We start from the raw sequence: 26,705 nt of genomic DNA on the forward strand, positions 1-26,705 counted from the left end.
ACAAAAGCTGAGCCCGTGGCGAAAAAAACAGAGTGCGCTGGAGTCGCGTATGGACCAGTTGCAGCAGGCACTCGGTGCAGTGGAAGTGTCGCTTGGGGAGTCTTCTGTTTATGAGGACGGAGGCAAGGTTCGCCTGAAAGAACTGCTGGCCGAGCAGACCGGCCTGAAGCGAGAGCTGGACGAGGTCGAGGCTGAATGGCTGGAGGTCAGCGAAACCGTGGAAAGCCTGGAGGCCGAACTCGCCGGCTGAGACTCAGGCTAACCGGCCACTGATCTCCAGGGTGAAGTCCTGGCGAGCCAGATAGTCCCGCTCGTTCTCCAGGTCCGCGAGGGTCAGCGGCCGGTTGTCCAGCCAACCCTCCGGAAACTCCAACACCAGCTTGTTCTCGTGACCATGCAGTATAACCGCTGGTGGGTCTTCCAGGTTGCGGGGGTGCTGCACCAGGACGGCCAGGCGCAATAGCACGCACAAGTAGCGAAGCCTGGGTTTGTCCTCTGTCTCGATACCTTCGAACACCGTGCCCGAAAACTTGCGGCGGTGACCACGGACCAGTGTTGCCAGGTCGCGCTGGAACTGCTGGGTAAAGCCTGGCAAATCCGAGTAACGCAGCAGGTAAGCGCCGTGTTTATGGTACTGACTATGAGAAATAGTCAGGCCGATCTCGTGCAACCGGCATGCCCAGCGCAAGACGTCTTCGTCTGCCGCTGTGTGCAGGCCCCAGTCATCCGCCACTTGAGCCCAGGCCGCGATCGCGGTCTTCTCCACGGCGGCGCCGTGGGCCTGGTCCACATGGTAACGTTCCTGCAGTGCGGCAATCGTTCGCTCACGCACGTCCTCATGTTGGATGCGGCCAACAATATCGTACAACAGGCCTTCCCGAAGGGCGCCATCGGCAAACGTCATGTCCTTGATGTCCAGAGAACGAAACGCTGCCAGCAGAATGGCAAAGCCAGCGGGGAAAATACTCTGGCGATCCTGTCGCACGCCGAGATCCGACAGTTTTTCAACCTTGCCCATATCCACCAGGCGTTTGCGCAATTCTTCCATGGCATCGCGAGTAATGGTGCCGTCGGTAATTTTCAGATTGGCCAGGACGCTGGAAATCGCCTTGATCGAACCGGACGAGCCGACGGCGCTCTGCCAGCCCACCGCCCGGTAATGCTGGCGAATATTCAGCAATTCCTGTTCGGCATGAATAATAGCTTTGTCCATTTGTCGGCGAGCCACCTTGCCATCCGGAAAGTACCGGTTGCGGAAAGATACGCAGCCCATGTGAAGGCTTTCCAGCTCCTGGGGCTCAAAACGCTGCCCGATAATGAACTCGGTACTGCCGCCGCCAATATCAATCACCAGCCGCTTGCCCTGGTCGTCTGACAGGGTGTGAGAAACGCCGAGATAGATCAGACGGGCTTCTTCCCGGCCTGCGATGATTTCAACCGGGTAGCCGAGCACTTCCTCCGCTCGTGCAATGAAGTCGTAGGCATTGCGAGCGACCCGAAGGGCATTGGTGCCAACAATCTGCACACCTTCCGCAGGCATCCCTTGCAGCCGCTGAGCAAAGCGCTTGAGGCATTCCAGGGCCCGTTCCTGGGCCGCTTCCGTTAAACGATTGTATTGATCCAGGCCTGCACCCAGCTGGACTTTCTCGCCCATTTTCTCGATTGCACGGATTTCACCATGAACCAGACGGGCCACGACCATGTGGAAGCTGTTGGAGCCCATATCAATGGCTGCCAGCATATCCGGGGAAGGTACAGCGTTCTCGGCGGTAGATGCGGCCGTCACGTTGGTTGGCGTCCTGTGTGGGGTGAATATGTTGGTGCCGTTGCCGCTACTATAAAAGAAAGCCCGGGGGGCTGTCAGTAACCGACTGCGGTCATTACTGATGCGGATCAACGCCGGTGGCAGAATAACCCGCTTCACATTCAGGAGCGCAATCGCGTAAAGTAATGGACTAACGAAATCCGGGCAGGCGGTAAACCGTTCACGGTTTACCTCGTCTGCTACAGTCAACAGCGACTTTGCCGTGGCCGGCTATAAGCGGTCCGGGAGCGCCTGAATCAGGAAAGAGTAATGAGCGGAAATATCGTTAATGTCACCGACGCGTCTTTTGAGCAGGACGTACTGAAATCTGACGTTCCGGTGCTGGTAGACTACTGGGCTGAGTGGTGTGGCCCCTGCAAAATGATCGCACCGGTTCTGGAAGAGATCGCCGACGAATACGACGGCAAGCTCAAGGTCTGCAAACTCAACATCGACGAAAACGAGCAGACTCCGCCCAAGTTCAATATCCGTGGTATCCCGACCCTCATGCTGTTCAAAAACGGCAACGTCGACGCCACCAAAGTAGGCGCGCTGTCCAAGTCACAGCTGGCCGCCTTTCTAGACAGCAACCTTTAATCAAGGTGTTGCAAAAAACCGCCCCTGAGCGCTGTTTCACGGGCGGTTTTTTATGGCCATGACCCGACCAGACAGAATCATCGGACTTATCCTAATGCAGATCATGGGTTGAGGCGGGCGGCTCGTCTACTCCCAAGTCTGGCTTCGTTCCACATCCGAAGCCTTCTGTTCGACCCAGTGCGCATCATCCCCGGAAATCTCTTTCTTCCAGAACGGCGCCGACGTCTTCAAGGCATCCATAATGAAGGCGCAAGCCTCAAAAGCATCTCCGCGATGGGCACTGCAAACCCCCACAAAGACAATCTGATCCGACAGCGCCAACGGCCCAATCCGATGAATCACCCGTGCCTGGCGCACATCCCACCGTTGCGATGCCTCATCAATCAGGCCCTGGATCACCTGCTCGGTCATCCCCGGATAGTGCTCCAGAAACAGCCCGGTCACCCCGGACAGATCCCCGGAATCCCGCACCAGTCCGGCAAAGGTCACCACCGCACCGGTACCCGAACCGCTGGCGCGTAGTGCCTGATACTCCGCGCCGACATCGAAATCATGCTCCTGGATTGAAATCATCTCAGCCTCCGGTCACCGGCGGGAAAAACGCCACCTCGTCACCGGCATTAACCGGCGTGGACGGCTTTGCCATGGCCTGGTTAACGGCCACCATCACCGGTTGGTCGCCCTGCAGCTGGGCCCAGCGGTCACCTCTTGCCGCCAGTTCTGACAACAGGTCCGCGACGGTCTGCTCTGGCGTGGCCGGCAGCTGCAGACTCTCGGTATCCAGCTCTTCCCGCAGCCGGGCAAAAAAACGAATGGTCAGGGTCGCATCAGTCATGATCAGCTCAACAGGTCAGTAAAAGAGTAATAGGCAACCGGATCACCAGGCTGGATCGTGGTGTGCTCTGGCACCACCGCCAGGCCAGCAGCCCAGCAGGTCGAACTGAGTACGCCGGAATTTTGATTGGAGAAGGCCAATACTGAGGCTCCGGCACCAGAGCCGTCCTTGCGGGCGCGCACAAATTCACGCCGCGTGGACGGCGAGGTAACCTCAAAACCTGCGGGTAGATAATCCCCGACAGGGGCTGCGTCGGTCCGGCCCTGGCATTTGCGGATGAAGGGCATGCAGATCACCATGAACGCGACCAGTACCGACACCGGATTGCCCGGCAGCCCCAGCACCGGCGTGCCGTTGATAGCGCCGAAGGCAAGGGGTTTGCCGGGCTTGATGGCCATCCTCCACAGCGACAGGTTGCCGGCTTCCTCGAGCACCACGCGCACGTGATCCTCTTCACCGACGGATACGCCGCCACTGGTAATGACCAGGTCGGAATTGGCGGCGGCCTGTTCCAGCTTGTTGCGCGTGGCTTCGCGGGTGTCTTTAAGGGTCTCGCACAGAACTACTTCGCAGCCAGCCTCCGCAAGTAGGCCCATCAGGGTGAATCGGTTGGTGTTGTATATCTGCCCTGGGTTGAGCGGGGTTCCGGGTTCTACCAGTTCGTCGCCTGTGCTGAGCACGGCCACCCGCAGCTTTTCCAGAACAGGAATCTGGTGCATGCCCATTGAGGCGAGCAGTCCCATTTCCTGTGGGCGGATGCGCACGCCCCGGGCCAGTGCCAAGTCACCCTGGGACAGATCCTGGCCTTGCTTCCGGATGTTCTGCCCCTGGCTGACCTCCGTCAGTATCAGAACATCGTCGCCGGTGCGCTCCACTTGCTCCTGCATAACCACCGCATCGGCGCCCTGAGGGATTTCCGACCCGGTAAAAATTCGCACCGCGGTGCCAGGCTGCAACGGTTTCGGCGCCGTGCCCGCCGGCACCCGATCCGAGACCGTCAGCGCCCGCCCGGCGACCACGCAGGAGTGAAGGACCGCATAGCCATCCACAGCACTGTTGTCGGCCGGCGGAACATCGGACGGCACATACTTGTGTTCTGCCAGCACACGGCCGAGGCATTCGGTCAGCGGGACCGCCTGGGTTCGGGTCACCGGGGTCGCATGGCTCAGTATGTGCGCCAGTGCATCATCTACAGAAATCAGATCGGTGCTTGCCATGGGGTCTCCTGGGTTATCGTTCTGCGCGGTAGCCAATCACTTCCTGGGTACGACTGAAGGCACGCTCCGGCTTTCTGAGCACCAGGGCCGAGAAGTTGCAGGGCCCGTGACGGCTGTCCAGCTGAGCTTTCAGAATGCCGTTCCAGCCGGTACGACAGGCGCCGGTGGAGCCGGGTAAACAGAAAATCACCGTGTTGTTGGCCATTCCGCCAAAGGCACGGGACTGAATGGTCGAGGTGCCGATTTCCGAGGCTGACAGGCGTCGGAATTCCTCGCCAAAACCTTCGATGGTCTTGTCCAGCAGCGGCCCTACTGCCTCGGGCGTGCTGTCCCGCTCATTAAAGCCGGTGCCGCCGGTGATGATAACGGCATGAACCTGCTGGTCGGCAATCCATTGCGACATCAGGGCGCGCACCAGATAGATGTCGTCCGGAATAATTCGACGCGACACCAGTCGATGACCGGCCTCGATGACGCTGTCTTCGAGGAATTGCCCAGAGGTATCTTCGTCGATGCCCCGGGTGTCGGAGACGGTCAGAACAGCAATATTCAGAGGTGTGAGTTCACTGGTGAGATCAATACTCATGGAATGGCTCCGTAATAATTCAATTAACAGTATAATATAGTCAGTATCCGGATCGGTGCCACGGATGGGAAGGGGGTAACCCATCAGAGGGAGTTGGCGGGCAGCGCCAGGCAAATGTTTATCATGAATCTGGCTTAATTTTAGTCAGAAGCCTTGACACGCGCCTTGAAGGTGTTCGATTATGCTGACTGCCCGGTGAACGGTTGTTCCCACTCTCTGGCTCCAGCACATATGACCGGCACTCATCGTTACCGGTTGCTCCACCTAGCCAGCACCTTGTTTTAATTATTTTGATCAATGCGTTCAGGGGCACCCCTGTCATACCAACTTTCGTTTACTCCATTCCTGATAAATCCTACAAATTATGAATCTTACTGAACTCAAGCAGAAATCTGTGCCCGAATTGCTCGGAATCGCGCAAGAAATGGGCCTCGACAACCTCGCTCGTTCGCGCAAACAGGATGTTATTTTCAGCATCCTGAAAAAGCACGCCAAGAGCGGCGAAGACATTTACGGTGATGGTGTCCTGGAGATTCTGCAGGATGGTTTCGGTTTTCTGCGTTCTGCCGATGCCTCATACCTCGCCGGACCTGACGATATCTATGTGTCGCCCAGCCAGATCCGCCGCTTCAACCTGCGGACCGGTGACACCGTCGCTGGCAAAATCCGGCCCCCCAAAGACGGCGAGCGTTACTTTGCTCTGCTGAAAGTTAACGAGATTAACTTTGATAAGCCGGACAACGCCCGTAACAAGATTCTGTTCGAAAACCTGACCCCGCTGTTCCCGGATGAGCGCTTGTCTCTCGAAGCCGGTAATGGCAGTACCGAAGATCTGACTTCGCGGGTACTCGACCTGGTGTCACCGATCGGTAAAGGTCAGCGTGGTCTGATCGTATCTCCGCCCAAGGCCGGTAAAACCCTGCTGATGCAGGGTATTGCCCAGTCCATCGTGCGCAACAACCCGGAATGTCATCTGATCGTGTTGCTGATCGACGAGCGTCCGGAAGAAGTGACCGAGATGCAACGCACCGTGCGTGGCGAAGTCATCGCCTCCACCTTTGACGAGCCGCCGGCCCGTCACGTCCAGGTGGCAGACATGGTGATCGAAAAGGCCAAGCGCCTGGTCGAGCACAAGAAAGATGTCATCATCCTGCTGGACTCTATCACTCGTCTGGCCCGGGCCTACAACACGGTCATCCCGTCGTCTGGCAAGGTTCTGACCGGTGGTGTCGACGCTCACGCGCTGGAGAAGCCGAAGCGTTTCTTTGGCGCGGCCCGTAACGTCGAAGAAGGCGGCAGCCTGACCATCCTGGCCACGGCTCTGGTGGATACCGGCTCCAAGATGGATGAGGTGATCTACGAGGAGTTCAAGGGCACCGGTAACATGGAAATCCATCTGGACCGGAAAATCGCCGAGAAGCGTGTCTACCCGGCCATCAATATTCGTCGTTCCGGCACCCGCCGTGAAGACTTGCTGATGACGGAAGCGGACATCCAGCGCGTATGGATTTTGCGCAAACTGCTGCACTCCATGGACGACGACACCGCTGCACTGGAGTTCCTGCTGGACAAGCTGCGCGACACCAAGACTAACGACGAATTCTTCCAGTCTATGAAGCGTCGTTGATACTGGTTTCTATGCGCGTCTGACTTTCGGGGGCGGGCGTTACCGGGGACTTCCTCCGGAGACACGCCGTGAACCCATCCCTGGGGGCTCGGTCTTGCCATCCCTGGCAAGCACGGTCTCCGGAGGAAGCCCCCGATAACGCCGTTCGAAGTCCCTGCTTCGTGCTGACTCCGAAAAAAAGCGCCAGAGAGAAGCAAGAAAAGGGCAGTCCAGAACCGCCCAAACTCCGTAGTACCGTAGACCAGAAGCGGAGCACAGCATGAAATACAACGACCTGAGAGACTTCATCGGCCAGCTGGAAAAGCTGGGCGAGCTCAAACGCATCAGCGTGGAAGTCGATCCTCACCTGGAAATGACCGAAATCTGCGACCGCACGTTGCGGGCAGGTGGGCCGGCGTTGTTGTTTGAAAATCCGAAAGGCTACGACATGCCCGTGCTTGCCAACTTGTTCGGTACGCCCAAACGGGTGGCACTGGGTATGGGGCAAGACGACGTGGCCGCGCTCAGAGACGTAGGTAAACTGCTTGCCTTTCTGAAAGAACCCGATCCCCCCAAGGGCTTCAAAGACGCTCTAGAGAAACTGCCGATCTTCAAGCAGGTGATGCGCATGAGCCCAAAAGTGCTCCGCTCCGCACCCTGCCAGGATGTGGTGATCGAAAAAGATAAGGTGGATCTGTACCAGATTCCGGTACAACATTGCTGGCCCGGGGATGCCGGCCCGCTGGTGACCTGGCCGCTGGTGATCACCCGAGGCCCCAATAAAGAACGGCAGAATCTGGGCATCTATCGGCAGCAGGTGATCGGCCGCAATCGGCTGATCATGCGCTGGCTCAGCCACCGGGGCGGGGCGCTGGATTATCAGGAATTCCGCAAAGCCAATCCGGACAAACCATACCCGGTGGCGGTGGCCCTGGGTGCCGATCCGGCTACTATTCTCGGTGCCGTTACGCCGGTGCCGGACAGCCTGTCTGAATACGCGTTCGCTGGCTTGTTACGTGGCGCCCGTACGGAACTGGTGAAAGCCGAGCTGAGCGATCTGCAGGTGCCGGCCAGTGCCGAAATCGTCCTGGAAGGCTTTATTTATCCGGATGATATGGCGCCGGAAGGCCCGTTCGGTGATCACACCGGTTACTATAACGAAGTGGACCAATTCCCGGTGTTTACCGTGGAGCGCATCAGCCACCGTCGCGATCCGATCTATCACAGCACCTACACCGGCCGCCCGCCCGATGAGCCTGCCATTCTGGGCGTGGCGCTAAACGAAGTCTTTATTCCGATCCTGCAAAAGCAGTTCCCGGAAATTGTCGATTTCTACCTGCCCCCGGAAGGCTGTTCCTACCGGCTGGCCATCGTCACCATGAAGAAACAGTACCCGGGCCATGCCAAACGGGTGATGATGGGCGTATGGTCGTTTCTTCGGCAGTTCATGTATACCAAGTTTGTCATTGTTACCGACGACGACGTGAACGCCCGTAACTGGGAAGATGTGATCTGGGCCATGACAACCCGTATGGACCCTGCCCGGGATACCACCCTGGTGGAGAGCACTCCCATCGATTACCTGGATTTTGCCTCGCCAGTGTCTGGGCTCGGTTCGAAGATGGGGATGGATGCCACCAACAAATGGCCCGGGGAAACCGACCGGGAGTGGGGCACGGCGATTGCGATGACCAATGAAGTCAAACAACGGGTCGATGACCTGTGGGACAGCCTGGGCATTGAAATCCCGGCACCTCGCCCTGATTGACAGGCGCACGGGGTTGTCTTGGGTCCGACTGCAGCCCTCCGGTATTGCGTTTCAGGTACCGGCAGGCGTTGATCTGTTATCGGCCGCAGCAAGCTCCGGCATTCGGGTTCCGGCAGCCTGTCGGAATGGCGTATGTGAGATCTGTGAGGCCCGACTGCTCAGTGGCCAGGTCCTGAATACCCGTAATCAGCAACCCATACCGGTTGGTCAGCGCCTGATGATGTGTCGGGCGCAGGCCCTGACCGATCTAGAATTGGAGATACCTGCCGTTATGGCATCAGGAAATTATCAGCCCCGGAAGTTTCAGGCCAAAGTGGTGGACGTCCGCTCCCTCAGCCATGATGTTTATCGGGTTGAGCTGCAGTTGCCGGCGCGCCGGGATGTGGCCTTTCATGCCGGGCAATATCTGGCGGTAAATCTGCCGGGCGCGGATCCCTGTTACTTTTCCATTGCCAGCCGCCCGTCCGTTAGCAACATCGAGCTGCATATTCAGGCCTCGCCGGAATGGCTTTCGGCACAGAAAGTGATTGATGCACTGACGTCCGGCCAGGATGTCAGTGTGGAATTGCCCCACGGCAAGGCATGCCTCGCAGCGGCGCCTGCCAAACCCATGGCGTTGGTGGCAGCGGGTACTGGCTTTGCGCAGATGAAAAGCCTGGTGGAGTACCTCCAGGAGACGGACTTCAACCATCCGGTGAAGCTATTCTGGGGCGTTCGCAAGCATGAAGACATGTACCTGCGCTCGCTGGCTCAGCAGTGGCAAACTGACTGGGCGCCGTTTACGTTCCAGCCGGTGGTTGGCGATGATGAAGATAATGACTGGGGTGGTCATCACGATCAGCTGGTGCGTGCGGTACTGGCGTCAGGCTTTGACTGGACAAACGTTGAAGTACACGCCAGTGGCTCGCCGGCCATGGTGTATACCCTGATGGATGCGCTGCTGGCGGCAGGGTTGCCCAAGCAGGCGTTTTTCTCGGATGTGCTCGAGTACGCGCCTCGGGGGTGAGGCGGCGTTCTTGGAGTCTCAGGCCCGAGGCATGGGCAATTCTGGCAGGCCGTGGTCGGTTGCCAATCCCTGCATCAGTAACTTAACGCTGGTTTCTTCTTCGCCCATATGGGCGTTGAGCCGGCTCAGTTCTGCCAAAGTTTCCCGGCTGCGACGTAGCCTCAGGCTGGTTTCGAAGTACTCCCTGGCTTTACCCCAGAGTTCGTTGCGAAGGCTGAGCCGCCCCAAGGCCAGCAGAAGTTCGGCGTTGTTGGGGCGATCCTTTAGCCATTGCTCGGCGATCAGCAACTGTTCTTCCGGTTGGTGGCCCTTGATCCGCCCGTAAAGGTTGATCAGTTCGTCACTCCAATGATTTCTGAGTACTTTCCGCAACAGGGTTTCTGCCTGTGCTTCATCGCCCAGTCGCGCCAACAGTCTGGCGTAGTCCCGAATGGTGAGTTCGTCTCGGCGTACAAACCCCGGTAGTTCATCCCACAGGCGGGTTAACGGTTCCAGTGATGCGGTGGGGTTGTCTTTGAGTTTGCGTTCAGTGCTTTCTGCGGCTTGCTCCAGAAGGTTGTGCCAGACCAGCCGCTCCAGGTTGTCAATTTCACTCTCGGGTAACACGCTGCGTTTGCGCAGCTCCGGCGTCAGCTTTGACAACTCGCGCCAGTCTTCCAGTCGTAAATAGGTGTTCTTCAGCAACTTCAGGACAAACGGATGATGAGGCGAGTCTTTGCGCAGCCTGAGCAGTGTGGCCAGCGCCTGCTCCAGTCGGTTGCCGGCCAGTTGCAGCTGGGCCTGGGTCAGGCCGACCGCCATGCTGGAGCCGGGCGTGCTCTCGTAGGCTTTGCGCAGAAGATCGTCCACTGCGGCATGGTCACCTGATTCAAATGCCGCCTGGGCCGCTGCAAGGTAGTTGATCAGCGGGGTGTCAGCCCGGTCGGCGGAACTGGCGAGTAGTTTCCGGGCCCTGGGCCAATTGCCCTCAGCCAGAGCCAGCAGGCCTTGAGTGGTTCGCCGACGGGCTCGGCGTTCGTTGCCGCGGGCAACCCAACTGGCCACCAGACCTGTGCCGTGGCGAAAACGCCGAAGGGTGTTGAAGAAGAATACCGACAGCGCCACCAGGACAATGATCAACCCCAGGCCGACCCAGAAGTTGGTTTCAATCAGGTAGTGACCAATGCTGACCCGGATGTAGCCGAGGTCGTAGCTTAGTCCAAGTGACAGAGCGGTACCGATCAACAGTGCGACCAGAAGGATAACCAGCAATCGGATCATGAGTCCTGGCCCCCGCGTTCCGATCCGGAGCGGTCTGCGTTATCCGTTGCAAGCCGGCCGGCCAGGCGTTCTTTTAATAGCCCGAGAGACTGACTGATGTCTGGCAGCTTTGGGTCAACATCGTGGCTGGCCAGCTCATTCAGGGAGTCGGAAAGCCCGCGGATGGCTGGATTGGTGCTGTCGTACCAGTCGTTGACGGTGTTAATCGCCTTGCTCAGCGCGCGCTCGTACAGGGGTTGGTTGCCCCGCAGGACGGCCATTTCGGCTTCTTCCAGCATCAGCTGCAGATTCAGGCGGGCCCAGGCGCTCTGGTCTGGCGACAATAGCGGCTTTACGGGTTCGTCCAGGCGGCGCACCACCACAACCTGCTGCAGGGTGTCTAGAAAACGGTTCCAGCCCCGCACAAACATGTTGCGGCCATCGGCCGGGGCATTGGAGTCTTCGCTCATCCGAAAGCTCGGCGCCTGATCGTGAATCAGCGCCTGATCGGTGAGTTCGTGGATGCTGGCAATGGCAGCTTCCAGCTGCAGGTAGAGACCAGTGCGATCAACGCCCTGAATGCTGCGCAATGACAGGATTTCGCGGGCCAGTTGCTGGCGCACTGGGTAGACCCCGATGTCGTCGGATTCTCGCAGCACTTCATCGGCGGATTCCAGAGCAGCCAGGGCGCCCCGGATATCTTTTTCGATCAACAGACGCTGGTTGCCGATTCGCAGCAGGTATTCTGCCTCTGCCAGCAGCCAATCGGTCCGCGTTCGATTGCCTGCTTCAAGCAGTTCGCGGGCATTGTGATCAATCTGGCGTTGTTGGGTGGCAATCAGCTCGCGCTGATCAGACAGCTTGCCCTCTACAGCCTGCAGGCGCTGGGATTGTTCGTTACCTCGGCTGCCATAGCGGTCTTCCAGTCTCGCGGTGTCTTGCCGGAGGTCCTGGATCACCTGCACGGTGGCTTTATGGGTTTGCCACTGCTGCCAGTTCCACACGGCAAGAGTGACCGCCAGAACCAGGGCGATGAGCGCGACTACCCAGATTGGCCAAAGGCGCGAGCGCTCGGCTTTATTCGGGCTTACGGGTGCGGGCAGTTGTTTTGTTGTTTCAGTCACGGGCATCCTTACTTGGTTTTCCGTTATCAGCGGCCCCCTGCGCCAGCCGGGCGGCCACGCTGGCCAGCAGCTCCGGATCGGTCAGGCCCTCAGGAACCAGAACGTTGCTGAAGCCGGCGATACGAGCCTGTTCCGCTATACGGTCTGCCGGAACAACCAGCAGCGCCTTATCAAGCATCTGAGGGTGATCAGTGCCGGTTTCGATAAGATTGTTCAGGGTTTCCCCTGAAAGCACAATGATCACCTCTGGCTCAAAGGCGTCAAAATTGTCTTGAACCTGTTCTGGAGGATAGTACGGTCTGAAGCGTCGGTACAGCGGCAAGACCGTTATCCGGGCACCCCGCTGCTCAAGAGTCTGGCGAATCAGCTCTCTCCCGTGCTCGGCCCGGGCCAGCAGCACCCTCTGGTGTTCGAGTCGTTGTAAAGACGGGAGCGCCAGAAGCGCCTCACTGGTCCAGCCATGGGCTGGCATGCGCGGCCTTATCCCATGTTGAGAAAAGACGGCAGCGGTGCCTGCACCAACGCCATACCACTGAATTCCCATAGGCATCTGTGGCCACCATTGTTCGATTTCGTCGAGCAGCAATCTGGCTGCGTAGGGACTGACAGCGATAATATGGCTGAAGCTGTCGAGCTCCAGCAGCAGGGATCGACGCTCCGGAGTTTCCGGCAGAGGCTCTCTGGCGACCAACGGCATCAGCCGCACCTCAGCTCCGGCGCCGAGAAAAGCGGTCGCCAGGCGCGAAGCTTCCGGTTCTGGCCGGCAGATCAGTATTCTCCGGCTTTTTAATGATGGTGCATGCTGCTCGGGCTCAGCGTGGGGTGTGGCCATAGATCTCAGCCAGTACCTTGTCGGCACCCAGTGCCAGCAGTTGCTCGGCAAGCTCTCTGCCCAGGCGCTCGCCATCGGCTCGGGGAGCGCGGCCTTCAACCCGGAAAATCTGGCTGCCATCAACGGCGCCAACCAGACCTCGAAGCCATACGGTGGTGTCGTTATCTTCCAGCAGTGCGTAGGCGGCGATCGGCACCTGACAACCGCCTTCAAGGCGCCGGTTCAGTGCTCGTTCGGCTTTGACCCGGTCAGCGGTGTCGGCGTGGTTCAGCGGCGCCAGCAGTTGCTGCAGCTCGCTGTCGGCCAGCCGGCATTCGATGCCCAGGGCACCCTGGCCAACGGCCGGCAAAGACACGGTGTCGGGCATGCCGTAACGGATACGATCATGAAAGCCCAGGCGCTTAAGGCCGGAACTGGCCAGTACGATGGCGTCGTATTCACCCGCATCAAGCTTGGCCAGGCGGGTGTTAACGTTACCGCGCAGCATTTTGATCTGCAGATCTGGACGGTTGGCCCGAAGCTGGGTTTCCCGACGCAGGCTGGAGGTGCCCACCACAGCGCCCTGGGGTAGCTCCTCAAGTTTGTCATAGTGGTTACTGACAAAGGCGTCCGTGGGGTCTTCACGTTCGCAAATGGCGACCAGGCCAAGGCCCTCGGGGAATTCCATGGGCACGTCTTTCATCGAGTGCACGGCCAGGTCGGCACGGCCATCCAGCATGGCTTCTTCCAGCTCTTTAACGAACAGCCCCTTGCCACCAACCTTGGCCAGGGGCACATCCAGGATCTTGTCGCCCTGGGTTTTGATCTTCACCAGTTCCACGGTGAGGTGATCGTGCATCCTTTCCAGTTCGGCTTTGATGAATTCCGCCTGCCAAAGCGCCAGGGCGCTGCTGCGGGTTGCAATGCGAAGGGTACGTGTTGACATGGCACTCACTGTCGTTGGGAAAAATGTGCCCCAAGGTTACCTTGTGGCAGCAAAAAAGTCCCGCGGCGGCAGGGCGTCTACCCCGTCAGGGGGAGGGTTGGTGTTCCTGCAGCCATTGCCGGACATGGCTGGCGTGGCGCCGGCTCACGAGTAGAGAGGTGCTGGAATCGTTCAATATGAGCTGGTTTTGGCCATCCGTATTTCGGCGCAGTGCCTGGATAAAGCGCACGCCCACCAGTGTGTGCCGGTGAATGCGCAGTAGCTGGCCCGGATACGCCTGCTCAAGCTCCTTCAAGGTATAGTCGCAGACGGTTTCGCCCCGGCTGTGATGCAGCGTGACGTATTTTTGATCGGCCTCGCAATAACGTACATCGGCCAGATCGATCAATTCGGTGCCCCGGTACGTGCGAACGGCCAGCTGTTCGGTCCCTGCATCGGCGCTCTGAGTCAGCGCCTGAAGCTGTACACGATTGACTTTACCGGCCCGGGCCAGCGCATCCGTCAGCGCCTCGCGGCGCACCGGTTTCAGCAGATACGCCACTGCCCGCACTTCAAAGGCTTTGATCGCATGGTGATCGTAAGCGGTGCAGAAAATGACCGCAGGCGGGTTGTTAAGCTGGCTCAGTTGCTCTGCAGCTGCCATGCCGTCCATGCCCGGCATGCGGATATCCAGCAGCAAAATGTCGGGCTCCAGTTCTGCGACCTTGCGAAGGGTGTCGTTGCCATCCACGGCTTCGCCACAGACCGTGTAATCCGGCAACGCGTCCAGCAGCCGCTGGATGCGTTGCCGGGCCAGTGGTTCGTCGTCTGCGATCAGAATACGCTGCGCAATTGAGGTCATGGTTGTCCTGCTATCGTCGGGCCGTAATGTTCGACTGACTGACGGTTCGTTTCGGCAGCCGCAGTGTCACGGTGTAGATATTGTTTTGCTGGCTGTGCTTGAGCACGGCCGGTTCACCAAACAGTGCCCGCAATCTGGCTTGGGTATTGGTCAGAGCGATCTGATTACCCTGGTGTTGTGGGCCAGTGCGTTCCGGTTTCGGGTTTTGCACCATCAAATAAACAAAATGACCTTTGGTGGTAATTTCAATGCGAACGGTGCCGCCTTCTGGCCGTGGCTGAATTCCGTGGTAAATGGCATTCTCAACCAGCGGCTGCAATGTTAGCGGCGGTATGGCCTGCTGTTCGAGGCCTGACTGAATATCCCACTCCAGGTTTAATCGGTCGCCGAGGCGCAAGGCTTCTATGGTCAGATAGCGTTGGCACAGGTCGAGCTCATGGCTCAGTGGGACCAGTTGATCATCGGTGCGCAGGCTGGCCCGGAACAGCTCAGACAAATCCAGTACGGCGTCTTCAGCCTGCTCCGGATTGGTGGCGATCAGACTGGCGATGGTGTTCATGCTGTTAAACAGAAAGTGGGGCTGAATCCGCGCCTGCAGCGAGGTCAGGCGAGCCTGCATTTCCGCCTCCTGCTGTTGCTGCCACTGGTGCTGCAGGTAAAAATAGCGCAGCACCATCAAAATAATAAGCAGAGCCAGCAACAGTTTTTTGGCAATACCCTGCCACAGGGCTATGCCAGGCTCCGGGTGCAGCACGCTGTCGGCAAACAGGCTGAAGGCCAGAACGTCCAGTAGCACGATGGCGACAATCGCAAGAGTGGCGCGGGTAACCGATAACCGCGCCAGCCAGGGGCGTAGCAGGCAAATCAAGGCGGCACTGGTGAGGGTGGTCCACTGCACAAACAGAGACAACAACCCGAAGTAGTTCCAGTCAATCCAGCTGCGCTCGGCCTGAACAATGGCCAGTACCAATACCAGCAGCTCACTGGTGATCAGCAACAGGAACACCGCCCGGACCCGGCACAGATCCGGAACGTAGAAGTCTTCGGGCTGCTTTCTGGTGATGCCTTTGTCGGGGTTCAGGGGTGTCTCCTTAACCGTGGCTGGAATGCTATACTGCCGCAAATTTTCACTTATCCATGGCCGGCGTGATGATGCCGGGCCGTTAGCAGGAAAGATAGACCATGACGGATCAGAAAAAGTCTGACCAGACCACATCCTCCGAAAAACCCTGGGGTGGCCGTTTCAGCGAACCCACCGATGCCTTTGTCGAGCGCTTTACCGCCTCGGTCGGTTTTGACCAGCGGTTGTACCACCATGATATTACCGGCTCCATTGCCCATGCCACCATGCTGGCGAAAGTGGGTGTGCTGACCGACGCCGAGCGGGACCAGATCATCGAGGGTCTGAACGGCGTCAAGGATGACATCGAAGCCGGTCGCTTCGAGTGGTCGGTGAGCCTGGAAGACGTGCACATGAACATCGAGGCCCGGTTGACCGACCGCATCGGCATCACCGGTAAAAAGCTGCACACCGGCCGCAGCCGGAACGATCAGGTGGCCACCGATATCCGCCTGTATCTGCGCGATGAAATCGACGTCATCGCCGAGGAACTGAAGCGTCTGCAAGCGGGTTTGCTGGATCTGGCCGAGCGCGAAGCCGACACCATCATGCCCGGCTTTACCCATCTGCAGACCGCTCAGCCGGTCACCTTTGGCCACCACCTGCTGGCCTGGTACGAGATGCTGGTGCGCGATGCTGATCGCCTGCAGGACTGCCGCAAGCGGGTCAATATCATGCCCCTGGGCGCGGCCGCTCTGGCCGGTACCACCTACCCGATTGACCGTAACCTGACCGCCGAACTGCTGGGCTTTGATCGGGCCTCCGAGAACTCGCTGGATTCGGTCAGTGACCGGGATTTCGCCATCGAGTTCTGCAGCTTTGCCGCGCTGCTGATGACCCACATGTCCCGCTTCAGTGAAGAGCTGGTGCTGTGGACCTCGGCTCAATTCGATTTCATCGATCTGCCAGATCGTTTCTGCACCGGCTCTTCGATCATGCCCCAGAAGAAGAACCCGGATGTGCCGGAACTGGTGCGCGGCAAGACCGGCCGGGTCAACGGCCACCTGATCAGCCTGCTGACCCTGATGAAGAGCCAGCCGCTGGCCTACAACAAGGACAACCAGGAAGACAAAGAGCCGCTGTTCGACACCGTTGATACCATCAAGGGCTGTTTAAGAGCCTACGCTGATATGATTCCGGCGATCCGGGCAAAAGCCGATAACATGAAAGTGGCGGCCAAGCGTGGCTTCTCGACCGCGACCGACCTGGCGGATTACCTGGTCAAGAAGGGTGTGGCGTTCCGCGATGCCCATGAAATTGTCGGTAAATCGGTGGCCTTCGGTGTGGCCGAAAGCCGTGACCTGTCCGAGATGACGCTGGACGAACTGCGCCAGTTCTCCGAGGTGATCGGCGAGGATGTGTTTGATGTGCTGACCCTGGAAGGCTCGGTGCAGGCCCGAGACCACCTGGGCGGGACCGCACCCAATCAGGTGCGCGCTGCCGTTGCCCGAGCCCGACAGGCGTTGAAATAACCCGAGCCCCTGCCATAACCGCAAGCAATGGTCACCGGCGCGGGTTAGTGTCGCACCGGTGATGCTCAGCCGCCAATGCGCCCGGTACTGAGATTGACCGCCGCAGGCTTCAGTTCCGCCAGAGGCCGGGGCCGCGATAACCGGTACCCCTGACCAAAGTGAATGCCCAGCGTGCGCACCTTCCTCAGGGTTTCGTCGTTTTCGATAAAGGTGGCCACGGTCTCCTTGCCGGCGGCCTCGGCAATCCGGTGCAGGGCATCCACCATGATCTGTTGCACCGGATCGCTGGCCAGATCGCTCATGATGCGCCGGTCCAGCTTGATGATGTCGACCGGCAGGTTGGCCGCCAGGCTGTAGCTTTCCACCGAGGCGCCGGCACCTTCGAGTGCCACCCGGCAGCCGACCTGGTGCAGGGCATCGCACAGCACGGCCACTTCATCCGGATACTGGCTGGCGTGCGACTCGCGGATTTCCAGACAGAAGCACTGAGCCTGGAATGGCGAGTGCGCCAGCACCTGTTCCATAAAGTCGGCGAAGGTGTCATCCAGCAGGGTCGCCAGCGACAGATTAAAGCCACAGTATTTCAGGCGCGGTTCGAGCAGGCGGTACTGGCCCAGAAAGTCCAGCGTCTGCCGGATGACCTGTCGGTCCAGACGCTTGGCCAGATCAAAGCGCTCGGCAATGGGCAGGAACTGATCCGGCGTCAGCGGCGCATCCTGTGCGCCCGCCCCCGGAACCCGGCACAGGATCTCGATGTGATCACCCCAGGTCACACTGGCGACTGGCTTCAGGTCCTGGAATTCGAGAATCAGCTCGCCGTTATCCAGTGCCTGCCGTAACTGTTCAAGCTGCTGGTCGCTGCCGCTACTGGCCAGCTCGCCGGTCACCGCCGCGGCGGTGTGAATGCGGTTTCGGCCGGAGGTCTTCGCGGTGTGGCACAGGTCCGCCGCCTGCGTCAGCAGCCGCTCGGGCGCATCGGGTGCGTCCTGGCTCAGAATCAGCAAGCCGCCACTGGCGGTGGTCTGCAACTGGCGGCCCTGCCATTCGAACCGGAACTGGGCGATCTGCTCGCGGATTTCTTCGGCCAGTTTGCGGGCTCGGGGTTCCGGGCAGTTTTCGATGAACAGGGCAAAGGTGTCGCCCGACAACCGCGCCAGGGCATCTCGGTTGCGCACCCGCAGACCGAGAAGGCCAGCCAGTTCGCGCAGATACCGATCGCAGGTGCCGCTGCCGGCGTCTTCATTGAAGTGTTCGAAATTGTCGAGGTCGACCAGCAGGAGGCCATCGACGGACTGGCGTTTGAGCTTGTGCTTCATGGCCCGTTCCAGGTGCTCGACGAAAGAGCGCCGGTTCATCAGGCCGGTAATCGGATCGTGGCGCATGCGGTAGTCGCCACTGCCACTGTGCTGCACGCGCTTACTGATGTCCTTGGCTACGTGCACCGCGCCGATCACCTCACCTTGGCTGCCCCGGATATCCTGGAAGTGGAATTCGTAAACCGGCAACCCTTCGCCCTGACGATTCAGCGGCATCTCGGCAATGAAGTGCCCCCGGTCAAAGGCCCGTTGCCACAGACGCTCAATCAGCCGGCGCTCATTGGGAAACTCCTTGAGCAGGGTTGTCAGGTTGTCTCCGGGCCTGGGTTGCAGACTGAATGCGCTGCTGAACTGGGCGGCCCAGGGCGTGTTGAAATGCAGCAGGTTGAGGCTGCTGTCGACCGCCACCACCAGATCGGGGGTGGCGCTCGCGGTGGCTTGCAGAATGCGCTGGGCCTGTTCTCGGGCGTGGTCATGGCGCATGGCTTCGCTGTGATTGACCATTACCCCGCCGAGTTTCTGCACCCGGCCGCCGTTTTTCAGGGCGCGGCCGGCCAGGGTTATCCGTTGCAGTCGTTGCCGGCCGGTGGTCATGACCAGCTCCAGGCTGAACGACTGCCCGGTGCGTATGCAGCGGCGGAACAGCGCGCGCACCCGGTTCTGGCCGGCCTGGCAGTAGAACAGTGCCTGCTCCGGTGTCAGCTCGGTGCCGGGGCGCAGTTCCAGTAACCGGTACATGCCGTCCGACCAGCTGATTTCGTTGGTGGGCAGGTCCAGTTCCCACAGTCCGAAGCCGGCGCCCTGTTCCGCCAGTTTGAGCAGGCGGCTGTCCATCTCGCTGCTGTCTTTGAATGCGATGGCCGCGTTGGCGGCCCGGTCGGAGTCGCGCATTTCCATGCGCAGGCCGAGGCTGGCGGTAAAAAAGAAACCGTCTTTGTGGCGGAAGGTCACCAGCACGGTCTGGCCGTTATCGAGATGATGTCGGTGCGCTGGCGCGAATGGGTCGTCCTGCCGGGATGCCAGCACCCGCTGCACCGGGTGCCCGGTGAGGTCGTCGGCGGTGTAGCCAAACATGGATTCGGCATGACGGTCGGTCTGAATAATGCAACCGTCGTCGTCCACCCGCAGCAGGGTAGGGTGAATGACCGGGCTGGCCGGGTCCGGTCGATAGCGTTGAATCAGGAATTCTTTCACAGCCCTCATGCCTCGTCTGGATCAGCCGCTTGCGGCGGTTGCCGTAAAGCGGTCATCCTTTTATTTTTTTACCGGTTTTGCCACGATTCGGTCATCATACTGACTATCTTGCTGAAAATAACCATTCACCGGAGCTGCCTTGACCGTTCACGCCTCGCCCATCGTTCTCGATTTCGAGGACGGCATTGATCGCAAAACCCTGCGACGGTTGCGGGACCGGTTTCTGTTGGTTAACCGCCAGCGCTGGGAACGTGCCGGTTCGGCTTTAACCTATCGGCAGCGGGTGGTGCTGGAGCTGTTGCCTCTTGTTTTTCACCTCAATCATCCTTCCTTGCCAGGTTATCTGGATGGTGACTGCCCGCAGGGTATTGCTGGTTACACGCCGGAGCGTGAGGTGCTGGACGCCGCCCGTCGCTTCGCTCGTAGTTTCAGTTACCGCGATCAGGGGCGCCGTAAGGCGGATCTGGACAGCCTGTTTCTGATGGGCAGCCCGGGTACCTTGGGCCACTCGGTGGCCAGTGACCTGGATGTTTGGCTGTGTCATCGGCAAGATTTGCCTGAGCACGGTATTCGGTGTCTGGAGCGAAAGGCGGAACGCCTCTCGCAATGGGCGTTGACATTGGGGGTGGAGCTGCACGTGTTTGTGTTCTCTGCGGCCGATTGGCGGGCGGGCCGGCAGCGGGCTGAGGTGACCGGTGAAAACTGCGGCAGTGCCCAGCACTTTCTGTTGCTGGATGAGTTCTATCGGACCAGTATTCATCTGGCCGGGCAATTTCCTCTGTGGTGGTTGATACCGGCGGGCGCCGAAGCTGATTACGAACACTGCCGGCAGCGCCTGGTGGAATGCCGCTTTATCAAAGCCAACGAATTCATTGATTTCGGTGCGGTACCCTCTATTCCGCCTGAAGAGTTCCCGGGTGCCGGTATCTGGCAGCTTTACAAGGGCATCGATGCGCCCTGGAAAGCCATTCTCAAGTTGTTACTGATTGAATGCTACGCCATGGATCAGTCGCAGCCACTGTTGTCGGCGAGCTTTAAAGAGGCCATCTATCAGGGCCAGACTTGTGCAGATGCTCTGGACCCCTACATTATGTTGTATCGGCGCCTTGAACAGTGGCTGCTGAACAGCGAGACACCCGAGCGACTGGATCTGGTCCGTCGCAGCTTGTACCTGAAGGCGGGGCTGCCCTTGACCCGGGCGGGTATGGCAGGTGATCAGTGGCGCATCGAACTGCTGCGTCATTTGGTTCAGGACTGGGGCTGGTCAGACGCCCGCGTGCAGTCACTGGACGACCGCCAGCGCTGGCGGGCAGAGGAGGTCACCGGACTGCGCCGAAAGGTGGTGGCGGAGTTGACCCACAGTTATCGCCTGTTGTCACGGCTGGCCAGAGAGCAGCATGCCCAGGCCGCGATCACTGCGAATGACATCAATTTGCTGGGCCGGAAGTTGTATGCGGCTTTCCAGCGGAAGGCAGGAAAAGTAGAGCTGGTTAATCCCGGGCTGGTGCCCTCGCTGGCGGAAGAGAATTTGTCCTTTCACCACCAATCGGAACAGGGTGGCGCGGGCGACGGCTGGCTTCTGTATCGGGATCTTGAAGACCCGTCCGACGCCTTCTGGCAACCGGTGATCCGCCGTGCCGGCAATCTTGCCGAGTTGTTGGTGTGGAGTTACTGTAACGGACTGCTGAGCCGGGCCACCAGGCTCAATGTTCGCTCAGGCACAAGCGTGGCTTCGGTCGCTGAACTGAAAGATCTTCTGGACGTGTTGTCGGGATTTTTGCCGTTGCCGATGGCGCCTGCACCCCGGGCAGCGCTGTCCCGGGCCGTTCGTCCTTTGAAGAATCTGTTACTGATCAATGTGGCCGTTGATCCCCAGTCGCACCTGACAGAGCGAGGCTTGCACAAACTCAGCGCTCGTTCGGATTCCTTGGGGTTCAGTGGTGGTCGCGACAATCTGGTGATCACCATCGACCAGATCAACCTGAACAGTTGGCACGAAGTCAGTCTGCAGCATTATGCCGCAGGCGATACCTTGATTCAGTGCCTGAAGAACGTACTGGCGTCGGTGGCGCTGCATCCAGCGCAACTTCCGGACATTCGGGTTGCCGCGCCCAGTCGCGGCCATGGTCAGGCCATTGCGCGCCGGGTACGGGAGCTGTTTGGCGACGTGGTACGCCAGTTCTTTGCCGGCGGCACAGGGCCGCACCCGTTGCGCTACATCATCGAGATCGACCGCCGCTACTTTCTGTTGCAGTTCAGCGGTGCGGAGCCCGGATTTGTGGCGCTGGCCGATCGCCAGGCTCTGATGGAGGCGTTGCTTCAGCCTCAGGAACAGTACTTGCCAGCCGTACCAGACCGTCATGCCTTGCAGGATGAACCGGTGTTGAGGGTTGTTTGTCAGGCTTCGGAAGCTGAAAACATTCAGGTGTTCTGGTTGCTCCAGGGTGACAGAGGACAGCTTTGGGTGGTGGACGAACAGGGCAGTCTGTGGACGCGTTCAGTTCGGGCAGGCCACCGCAACCATCTGCTCGGACCGCTGCTTCGTTTTCTCGACAACCTGGTCGAGCGGCGCCTGTTGCGCCGGGCCGACAATCTGGATGCGGTCGGTGACATTCGTTGTTATGAAATGGTTCGCCATGATGGCCGTTGGCTGGCCGAGCTCCGGCCCCGGCAAGACGCCAGGGTGCCGGCGTCGAGTCTGGAAGTGCAAGCCATCGGCATTCAACAAGGCGATGGCACCCTCAGGTTCGACATCTACTGTAATGATCAGGAGTTCAGTGTTCAGGAGTACGGCGACCGGCTTATCCCGGCGGTGGCCCACTACATCCGCTCGTTACGCTCGGGTGGCGAATCCTATCCGGTTTACCTGACCGACCTGCACCTTCCCCACGACCTTGCGCCAACCCTTTATCAGCGAGATATCCAGACCGGTCAATACCTGTACTATCGCTCCAGGCTGGAGGATGCGCTGAACAGTTACTTGCCCTGAGTTTACGCCTCTCTCGCGGTGCAGGGCGGGTGTCGGGTATACTTCGGGCATTATTCACTCAGGGGTATGGGTATGCAGGTTGGACCATGTTGCCGGCCACGGTTTGCGGCTTTGTTACTGGTTGTTCTGATGGTTTCCGGGTGTGGCCAGAAGGGCTCGTTGTATCGCGACGACGCGGCACCGCAGGCCGGATCAGCCAGCGTGGAGGCGCCGTTTGGTCAAGCCGGAACATCGACCGACGATGAGGCCTCAGCTCAGCGCTGAGAGTCGTGGTTGAACCTGCTCACAACCTTGCCCAGACAGTCAGGAACAAAATGGATCACTTCAATTACCGTAATGGCGAGTTGTACGCCGAAGATATGCCGGTTGCCGACATTGCCGAACGTTTTGGTACCCCGGCCTACGTGTATTCCCGCGCCACGCTTGAGCGCCACTATCGCGCCTACGATGAGGCGCTCAGCGGGCGCCCCCATCTGGTGTGCTATGCCGTCAAAGCCAACAGTAACCTGGCGGTACTGAACGTGCTGGCTCGCCTGGGGGCCGGTTTCGACATCGTCTCTGCCGGTGAGCTGGAGCGCGTGCTGCGGGCCGGTGGTGACCCGGGCAAAGTGGTGTTCTCCGGCGTGGGCAAGCAAGAGTGGGAAATGAGGCGTGCGCTGCAGGCTGGCGTGCGGTGCTTCAATGTGGAGTCTGACACCGAGCTGGATCGCCTCAACGCCGTCGCGGGCGAGCTGGGAGTCAAGGCGCCGGTGTCGCTGCGAGTGAATCCGGATGTGGATGCCGGCACCCATCCGTACATTTCCACCGGACTGAAAGAGAACAAATTCGGCATCGACATTGCCGAGGCGCCGCAGGTATACGCCCGCGCGGCCAGTTTGCCCAATCTGGATGTGCACGGCGTTGATTGTCACATCGGTTCCCAGCTGACTTCTGTGTCGCCGTTTCTGGATGCTTTGGAACGGGTGCTCGCGTTGATTGATACGTTGGCGCAGCAGGGCGTTCATATCCGCCATCTGGATATGGGCGGCGGGTTGGGCGTGACCTACGATCAAGAGCAACCGCCGCAACCTTGTGACTACGTTAAAGCCGTGGCTGAAAAGCTGGGCGATCGTAAACTGGAGCTGATCTTGGAGCCCGGCCGCTCAATCGCCGCCAACGCGGGCATTCTGTTGACCCGGGTGGAGTTCCTCAAGTGCACCGAGCACCGAAACTTCGCGATCATTGATGCGGCGATGAATGACCTGATTCGCCCGGCTCTATACAGCGCCTGGCAGGCGATTATTCCGGTGCAGCCTCACCAGGACAGTGACGAGAAATCGTGGGATCTGGTCGGTCCGGTCTGTGAAACCGGCGATTTTCTGGGCAAGGATCGAAGGTTGCGCCTGAAAGCGGGGGACTTACTGGCGGTTCGCTCGGCAGGTGCTTATGGTTTTGTCATGGCGTCCAATTACAACACCCGTAACCGGCCGCCCGAATTGATGGTGGATGGCGATCAGGTGCACGTGGTTCGCCGCCGGGAAACGCTTGAAGATCAGTTGGGCCCTGAAAGTTGTCTGCCGGAATGAGTATGGAGCGTGAGATGAACTCACAAAGACGAGGCACGGGCCCGTTGCTTCGGTTCACAAAAATGCATGGGCTGGGCAATGATTTTATGGTGGTGGATGCCATCAGCCAGCCTTTTCGCTTGTTGCCTGAAGCAATCCGGGAGCTGGCGGACCGTAACTTGGGGGTTGGGTTCGATCAGCTGTTAGTGGTTGAGCCGCCCGGTCTGCCGGATGTCGATTTCCGCTACCGGATCTTCAATGCTGACGGCTCGGAGGTGGAGCAGTGTGGTAACGGCGCCCGATGTTTTGCCCGGTTTGTGCGGGACCAGCGCCTGACCAACAAGCGCATCCTTCGGGTTCAGACCGCCAAGGGTGTGATTGAGCTAAAAGTGGGCAAAGACGGCATGGTGATGGTGAATATGGGAGTGCCGGAGCTGAATCCGCCGGCCATCCCTTTCGCTGCAGACTGCCAGAAGACGGTCTACACCGTTGATGCCAACGGTCACACGGTGGAGTTGTCTGCGGTCTCCATGGGCAATCCCCACGGCGTCTTGCTGGTGGACGATGTAGACACCGCACCGGTGGCCACGCTTGGCCCCCTGCTGGAAAAGCATCCACGCTTCCCGGCCAAGGCCAACATCGGGTTTTTGCAGGTAGTTGACCGCGGTCACGCCCGCTTGCGGGTGTTTGAGCGGGGCTCCGGTGAAACCCTGGCGTGTGGCAGCGGTGCCTGTGCTGCGGTGGTTGCCGGCCAGTTACGAGGCTTGCTGGATGCGCGGGTCGAGGTAGAACTGCGTGGTGGCACTCTGGTGATCGAATGGCAGGGGAATGGTACCCCTGTTATGATGGAAGGCCCCGCAAAAACCGTGTTTGAAGGCCAGTTGCGGTTGCCGGGCGATCTGCCCGCGCGCCGCCGCAAGGGCCCGCGAACGCCAAAAACACGATCCTGACGGCTCAGGAGAACACGATGACAGAACAAACGGCCCGCCAGAAGGCCGGCGAACTTACTGATGATCAGGTTGCAGACTACCTGCGCGCGAACCCTGACTTTTTTCTTGAGCAGGACGAACTGCTGCGCAGTTTGACCTTGCCCCATGACAGTGGTCGCGCCATCTCGCTGGTTGAACGTCAGGTTCATCTGTTTCGTGAGCAGCGCGACACTCTGCGGCGTGAATTGGTCGAACTGGTGTCGATCGCCCGCCACAACGACCGTCTGTTCGAGAAGAGCAAACGCCTGCTGATGCAAGTGATTGAGGCGAAAACGCTCAATGACATGGCCGCCGCCATCGATGACAGCATTCGCGGTGATTTCGGACTGGACGCGGCCACGGTGCTGTTATTCAGCGATGCCGAAGTGCCGGCTCAGGCCGAAGGCGCGTTGCACATCGTTGACCGTGGCCAGGCCCAGAAACGGCTGGGTGCCTTGCTCGAAGGTGATCGCGCTGTATGCGGTCAGTTCCGGGAAAGTGAAAGACAGTTCCTGTTCCCGGACCGGGACGAACCGATCGCCTCGGTGGCTTTGGTGCCGTTGCGCCATGAAGGTCTGGTGGGCGTCTTCGCGGTCGGCAGCTGTGAGCCGGGCTATTTTGATCAGAGTATGGGGTCGTTATTTCTCAGCTACATCAGCGACACCCTGAGCCGGCTGCTACCTCCGATGCTTAAGCGTTATGCGTCTGGAACACCGGTCTCCGACCTTACCGTGGAGACGGGTCAGGGGTGACCGCTCAGGGTAAAACAGCCGGCCATCCAGAGGCGCTCACGGCGCCCCTCGACGGCTTTGCGCGGCATCTTGCGTCTGAAAAACGCCATTCTCCCCGTACCTGTGAACACTATCAACGAGACCTTCAGCGCCTGCTGGCCTGGTTTATGGCCACCGGTGCCGATGACTGGAACGCTTTGTCAATCCATGACATGCGTCGCTATGTGGCAACACTCAGCAGAGACGGCCTGAGTGGTCGGAGCATTGCCAGGCATTTGTCCGCCATTCGCCGCTTTTATCAATATCTATTGCGCGAGGGTATGGCCCGGGACAATCCGGCCCTTGATATCCGCGCCCCCAAAAGCGGCCGCCGCCTGCCGAAAGTGGCGGATGTCGATCAGCTCAGCCAACTGTTGGACGTTAACCCGGACAACCCCCTGGACGTGCGGGATCTCGCCATGTTTGAACTGCTGTACTCCTCCGGCCTGCGGCTGGCGGAACTGGCGGGTCTGAATCTGAGCTCACTCGATGTGCGTGCCCGCGAAATCCGGGTGCTGGGTAAAGGCAACAAGGAGCGGATTTTGCCGGTGGGCGGCAAAGCGGTTTCGGCACTTACGTTGTGGCTGGCGCAGCGGCCAGCGCTTGCCCGCGAAGCTGAGCCTGCCGTGTTTGTCAGTCAGCGAGGGGATCGTTTGAGCCGGCGCAGTATTCAGGCTCGATTGGCCCGCTGGGGTGTGCTGCATGGCGCCGATCAGCGCCTGCATCCGCACTTGCTCCGGCACTCCTTTGCCAGCCATATGCTGGAGTCCAGCGGCGATCTTCGGGCTGTTCAGGAATTGCTTGGTCATGCGGACATTGCGACCACGCAGGTCTATACTCATCTTGACTTTCAGCACCTTGCACGAATTTACGATCAGAGCCACCCGCGCGCAAAACGACGACGGGGCAGGCATCACGATAACAATGACCACGATCAGACCGTACCTTAGGG

At 59.4% G+C, this 26,705-nt stretch carries 23 protein-coding genes and 1 pseudogene; 12 read left to right on the forward strand and 12 right to left on the reverse strand.

What is annotated here, in order from left to right:
• Window positions 1-250 (forward strand): annotated as a pseudogene (locus tag IBX51_RS00785) (ABC transporter ATP-binding protein); the annotation flags it as partial.
• Window positions 251-253: 3 nt separating this feature from the next.
• On the opposite strand, the gene ppx reads toward IBX51_RS00785, so the two are convergent.
• A complete protein-coding gene (ppx, locus tag IBX51_RS00790) occupies window positions 254-1,741 on the reverse strand; it encodes an exopolyphosphatase (RefSeq protein ID WP_291827904.1) in 1,488 nt (495 codons plus the stop codon).
• 333 nt (window positions 1,742-2,074) lie between these two features.
• Between ppx and trxA the strand changes: the two genes are divergently transcribed.
• Window positions 2,075-2,401, forward strand: coding sequence for a thioredoxin TrxA (trxA, locus tag IBX51_RS00795; RefSeq protein WP_011784020.1), 327 nt, complete (start codon window positions 2,075-2,077; stop codon window positions 2,399-2,401).
• 126 nt (window positions 2,402-2,527) lie between these two features.
• Here the strand turns inward: trxA and IBX51_RS00800 are convergent, their stop codons facing one another.
• From IBX51_RS00800 to moaB, 4 genes are read right to left on the reverse strand one after another with little or no spacing between them, the layout of a single operon-like run.
• Complete coding sequence (locus IBX51_RS00800) at window positions 2,528-2,974, reverse strand: molybdenum cofactor biosynthesis protein MoaE (protein WP_291827616.1); 447 nt, start codon at window positions 2,972-2,974, stop codon at window positions 2,528-2,530.
• Between the two features lies 1 nt (window position 2,975).
• Window positions 2,976-3,236, reverse strand: coding sequence for a molybdopterin converting factor subunit 1 (gene moaD, locus IBX51_RS00805; RefSeq protein ID WP_291827619.1), 261 nt, complete (start codon window positions 3,234-3,236; stop codon window positions 2,976-2,978).
• A gap of 2 nt (window positions 3,237-3,238) precedes the next feature.
• Window positions 3,239-4,453, reverse strand: a complete 1,215-nt coding sequence (gene glp / locus IBX51_RS00810) for a gephyrin-like molybdotransferase Glp (protein WP_291827621.1) — start codon at window positions 4,451-4,453, stop codon at window positions 3,239-3,241.
• 13 nt (window positions 4,454-4,466) lie between these two features.
• Window positions 4,467-5,039 carry a molybdenum cofactor biosynthesis protein B gene (moaB, locus tag IBX51_RS00815; protein ID WP_291827623.1) on the reverse strand — a complete coding sequence of 191 codons (573 nt, stop codon included), beginning with the start codon at window positions 5,037-5,039 and terminating at the stop codon, window positions 4,467-4,469.
• 364 nt (window positions 5,040-5,403) lie between these two features.
• Here moaB and rho point away from each other — a divergent pair, with 364 nt between their 5' ends.
• The 3 genes from rho (at window position 5,404) to IBX51_RS00830 (ending at window position 9,419) form a co-directional block, all read left to right on the forward strand.
• Entirely contained in the window at window positions 5,404-6,666 is a 1,263-nt protein-coding gene (gene rho, locus IBX51_RS00820) for a transcription termination factor Rho (RefSeq protein ID WP_291827626.1), read from the forward strand.
• Between the two features lie 259 nt (window positions 6,667-6,925).
• Window positions 6,926-8,413 carry a 4-hydroxy-3-polyprenylbenzoate decarboxylase gene (gene ubiD, locus IBX51_RS00825; protein WP_291827628.1) on the forward strand — a complete coding sequence of 496 codons (1,488 nt, stop codon included), beginning with the start codon at window positions 6,926-6,928 and terminating at the stop codon, window positions 8,411-8,413.
• A 13-nt stretch (window positions 8,414-8,426) separates the two neighbouring features.
• Window positions 8,427-9,419 carry a 2Fe-2S iron-sulfur cluster-binding protein gene (locus tag IBX51_RS00830; protein WP_291827630.1) on the forward strand — a complete coding sequence of 331 codons (993 nt, stop codon included), beginning with the start codon at window positions 8,427-8,429 and terminating at the stop codon, window positions 9,417-9,419.
• An 18-nt stretch (window positions 9,420-9,437) separates the two neighbouring features.
• On the opposite strand, the gene IBX51_RS00835 is transcribed toward IBX51_RS00830, so the two are convergent.
• The 6 genes from IBX51_RS00835 to IBX51_RS00860 all read right to left on the reverse strand — a co-directional run bounded on the left by IBX51_RS00835 (window position 9,438) and on the right by IBX51_RS00860 (window position 15,461).
• On the reverse strand, window positions 9,438-10,679 hold the full coding sequence (locus tag IBX51_RS00835) for a heme biosynthesis HemY N-terminal domain-containing protein (protein ID WP_291827632.1): 1,242 nt from the start codon (window positions 10,677-10,679) through the stop codon (window positions 9,438-9,440).
• Window positions 10,676-11,788, reverse strand: a complete 1,113-nt coding sequence (locus tag IBX51_RS00840; protein ID WP_291827634.1) for a uroporphyrinogen-III C-methyltransferase — start codon at window positions 11,786-11,788, stop codon at window positions 10,676-10,678. Before IBX51_RS00840 ends, IBX51_RS00835 begins: the two co-directional genes overlap by 4 nt.
• The gene (locus IBX51_RS00845) at window positions 11,775-12,614 is read right to left on the reverse strand and encodes a uroporphyrinogen-III synthase (protein ID WP_291827636.1); all 840 of its coding nucleotides are present in this window, start codon (window positions 12,612-12,614) and stop codon (window positions 11,775-11,777) included. The genes IBX51_RS00840 and IBX51_RS00845 overlap by 14 nt, the downstream gene beginning before the upstream one ends.
• Window positions 12,595-13,539 carry a hydroxymethylbilane synthase gene (hemC, locus tag IBX51_RS00850; protein WP_291827638.1) on the reverse strand — a complete coding sequence of 315 codons (945 nt, stop codon included), beginning with the start codon at window positions 13,537-13,539 and terminating at the stop codon, window positions 12,595-12,597. Before hemC ends, IBX51_RS00845 begins: the two co-directional genes overlap by 20 nt.
• An 85-nt stretch (window positions 13,540-13,624) precedes the next feature.
• Complete coding sequence (locus IBX51_RS00855) at window positions 13,625-14,380, reverse strand: LytTR family DNA-binding domain-containing protein (protein ID WP_291827641.1); 756 nt, start codon at window positions 14,378-14,380, stop codon at window positions 13,625-13,627.
• Between the two features lie 10 nt (window positions 14,381-14,390).
• A complete protein-coding gene (locus tag IBX51_RS00860) occupies window positions 14,391-15,461 on the reverse strand; it encodes a sensor histidine kinase (protein WP_291827906.1) in 1,071 nt (356 codons plus the stop codon).
• A 101-nt stretch (window positions 15,462-15,562) separates the two neighbouring features.
• Here IBX51_RS00860 and argH point away from each other — a divergent pair, with 101 nt between their 5' ends.
• Window positions 15,563-16,972, forward strand: a complete 1,410-nt coding sequence (argH, locus tag IBX51_RS00865; protein WP_291827643.1) for an argininosuccinate lyase — start codon at window positions 15,563-15,565, stop codon at window positions 16,970-16,972.
• Window positions 16,973-17,037: 65 nt separating this feature from the next.
• On the opposite strand, the gene IBX51_RS00870 is transcribed toward argH, so the two are convergent.
• A complete protein-coding gene (locus tag IBX51_RS00870) occupies window positions 17,038-19,491 on the reverse strand; it encodes an EAL domain-containing protein (RefSeq protein ID WP_291827645.1) in 2,454 nt (817 codons plus the stop codon).
• A 130-nt stretch (window positions 19,492-19,621) separates the two neighbouring features.
• Between IBX51_RS00870 and IBX51_RS00875 the strand changes: the two genes are divergently transcribed.
• From IBX51_RS00875 to xerC, 6 genes are all read left to right on the forward strand, one after another.
• Window positions 19,622-22,471 carry a class I adenylate cyclase gene (locus IBX51_RS00875; RefSeq protein ID WP_291827648.1) on the forward strand — a complete coding sequence of 950 codons (2,850 nt, stop codon included), beginning with the start codon at window positions 19,622-19,624 and terminating at the stop codon, window positions 22,469-22,471.
• 72 nt (window positions 22,472-22,543) lie between these two features.
• On the forward strand, window positions 22,544-22,735 hold the full coding sequence (locus IBX51_RS00880; protein ID WP_291827651.1) for a lipoprotein: 192 nt from the start codon (window positions 22,544-22,546) through the stop codon (window positions 22,733-22,735).
• Between the two features lie 50 nt (window positions 22,736-22,785).
• A complete protein-coding gene (gene lysA / locus IBX51_RS00885; protein WP_291827653.1) occupies window positions 22,786-24,036 on the forward strand; it encodes a diaminopimelate decarboxylase in 1,251 nt (416 codons plus the stop codon).
• 14 nt (window positions 24,037-24,050) lie between these two features.
• Window positions 24,051-24,965 (forward strand): diaminopimelate epimerase, encoded by a 915-nt coding sequence (gene dapF, locus IBX51_RS00890; RefSeq protein WP_291827656.1) that lies wholly within the window; start codon window positions 24,051-24,053, stop codon window positions 24,963-24,965.
• Window positions 24,966-24,982: 17 nt separating this feature from the next.
• A complete protein-coding gene (locus tag IBX51_RS00895) occupies window positions 24,983-25,735 on the forward strand; it encodes a DUF484 family protein (RefSeq protein ID WP_291827659.1) in 753 nt (250 codons plus the stop codon).
• A complete protein-coding gene (xerC, locus tag IBX51_RS00900) occupies window positions 25,732-26,703 on the forward strand; it encodes a tyrosine recombinase XerC (protein WP_291827663.1) in 972 nt (323 codons plus the stop codon). Before IBX51_RS00895 ends, xerC begins: the two co-directional genes overlap by 4 nt.
• The last annotated feature ends 2 nt before the right edge of the window (window positions 26,704-26,705 follow it).

The organism is Marinobacter sp., assembly GCF_014859525.1.
Taxonomy (GTDB): Bacteria; Pseudomonadota; Gammaproteobacteria; order Pseudomonadales; family Oleiphilaceae; genus Marinobacter.

Bases quoted from the DNA above. Each gene is read 5' to 3' on its own strand.
- moaD (WP_291827619.1), bottom strand. From the start codon at position 3,236: ATGACTGATGCGACCCTGACCATTCGTTTTTTTGCCCGGCTGCGGGAA.
- dapF (WP_291827656.1), top strand. From the start codon at position 24,051: ATGAACTCACAAAGACGAGGCACGGGCCCGTTGCTTCGGTTCACAAAA.
- moaB (WP_291827623.1), bottom strand. From the start codon at position 5,039: ATGAGTATTGATCTCACCAGTGAACTCACACCTCTGAATATTGCTGTT.
- rho (WP_291827626.1), top strand. From the start codon at position 5,404: ATGAATCTTACTGAACTCAAGCAGAAATCTGTGCCCGAATTGCTCGGA.
- ubiD (WP_291827628.1), top strand. From the start codon at position 6,926: ATGAAATACAACGACCTGAGAGACTTCATCGGCCAGCTGGAAAAGCTG.
- IBX51_RS00800 (WP_291827616.1), bottom strand. From the start codon at position 2,974: ATGATTTCAATCCAGGAGCATGATTTCGATGTCGGCGCGGAGTATCAG.
- IBX51_RS00840 (WP_291827634.1), bottom strand. From the start codon at position 11,788: ATGCCCGTGACTGAAACAACAAAACAACTGCCCGCACCCGTAAGCCCG.
- IBX51_RS00895 (WP_291827659.1), top strand. From the start codon at position 24,983: ATGACAGAACAAACGGCCCGCCAGAAGGCCGGCGAACTTACTGATGAT.
- IBX51_RS00845 (WP_291827636.1), bottom strand. From the start codon at position 12,614: ATGGCCACACCCCACGCTGAGCCCGAGCAGCATGCACCATCATTAAAA.
- glp (WP_291827621.1), bottom strand. From the start codon at position 4,453: ATGGCAAGCACCGATCTGATTTCTGTAGATGATGCACTGGCGCACATA.
- IBX51_RS00835 (WP_291827632.1), bottom strand. From the start codon at position 10,679: ATGATCCGATTGCTGGTTATCCTTCTGGTCGCACTGTTGATCGGTACC.
- lysA (WP_291827653.1), top strand. From the start codon at position 22,786: ATGGATCACTTCAATTACCGTAATGGCGAGTTGTACGCCGAAGATATG.
- argH (WP_291827643.1), top strand. From the start codon at position 15,563: ATGACGGATCAGAAAAAGTCTGACCAGACCACATCCTCCGAAAAACCC.
- IBX51_RS00855 (WP_291827641.1), bottom strand. From the start codon at position 14,380: ATGACCTCAATTGCGCAGCGTATTCTGATCGCAGACGACGAACCACTG.
- IBX51_RS00870 (WP_291827645.1), bottom strand. From the start codon at position 19,491: ATGAGGGCTGTGAAAGAATTCCTGATTCAACGCTATCGACCGGACCCG.
- IBX51_RS00880 (WP_291827651.1), top strand. From the start codon at position 22,544: ATGCAGGTTGGACCATGTTGCCGGCCACGGTTTGCGGCTTTGTTACTG.
- hemC (WP_291827638.1), bottom strand. From the start codon at position 13,539: ATGTCAACACGTACCCTTCGCATTGCAACCCGCAGCAGCGCCCTGGCG.
- trxA (WP_011784020.1), top strand. From the start codon at position 2,075: ATGAGCGGAAATATCGTTAATGTCACCGACGCGTCTTTTGAGCAGGAC.
- ppx (WP_291827904.1), bottom strand. From the start codon at position 1,741: ATGCTGGCAGCCATTGATATGGGCTCCAACAGCTTCCACATGGTCGTG.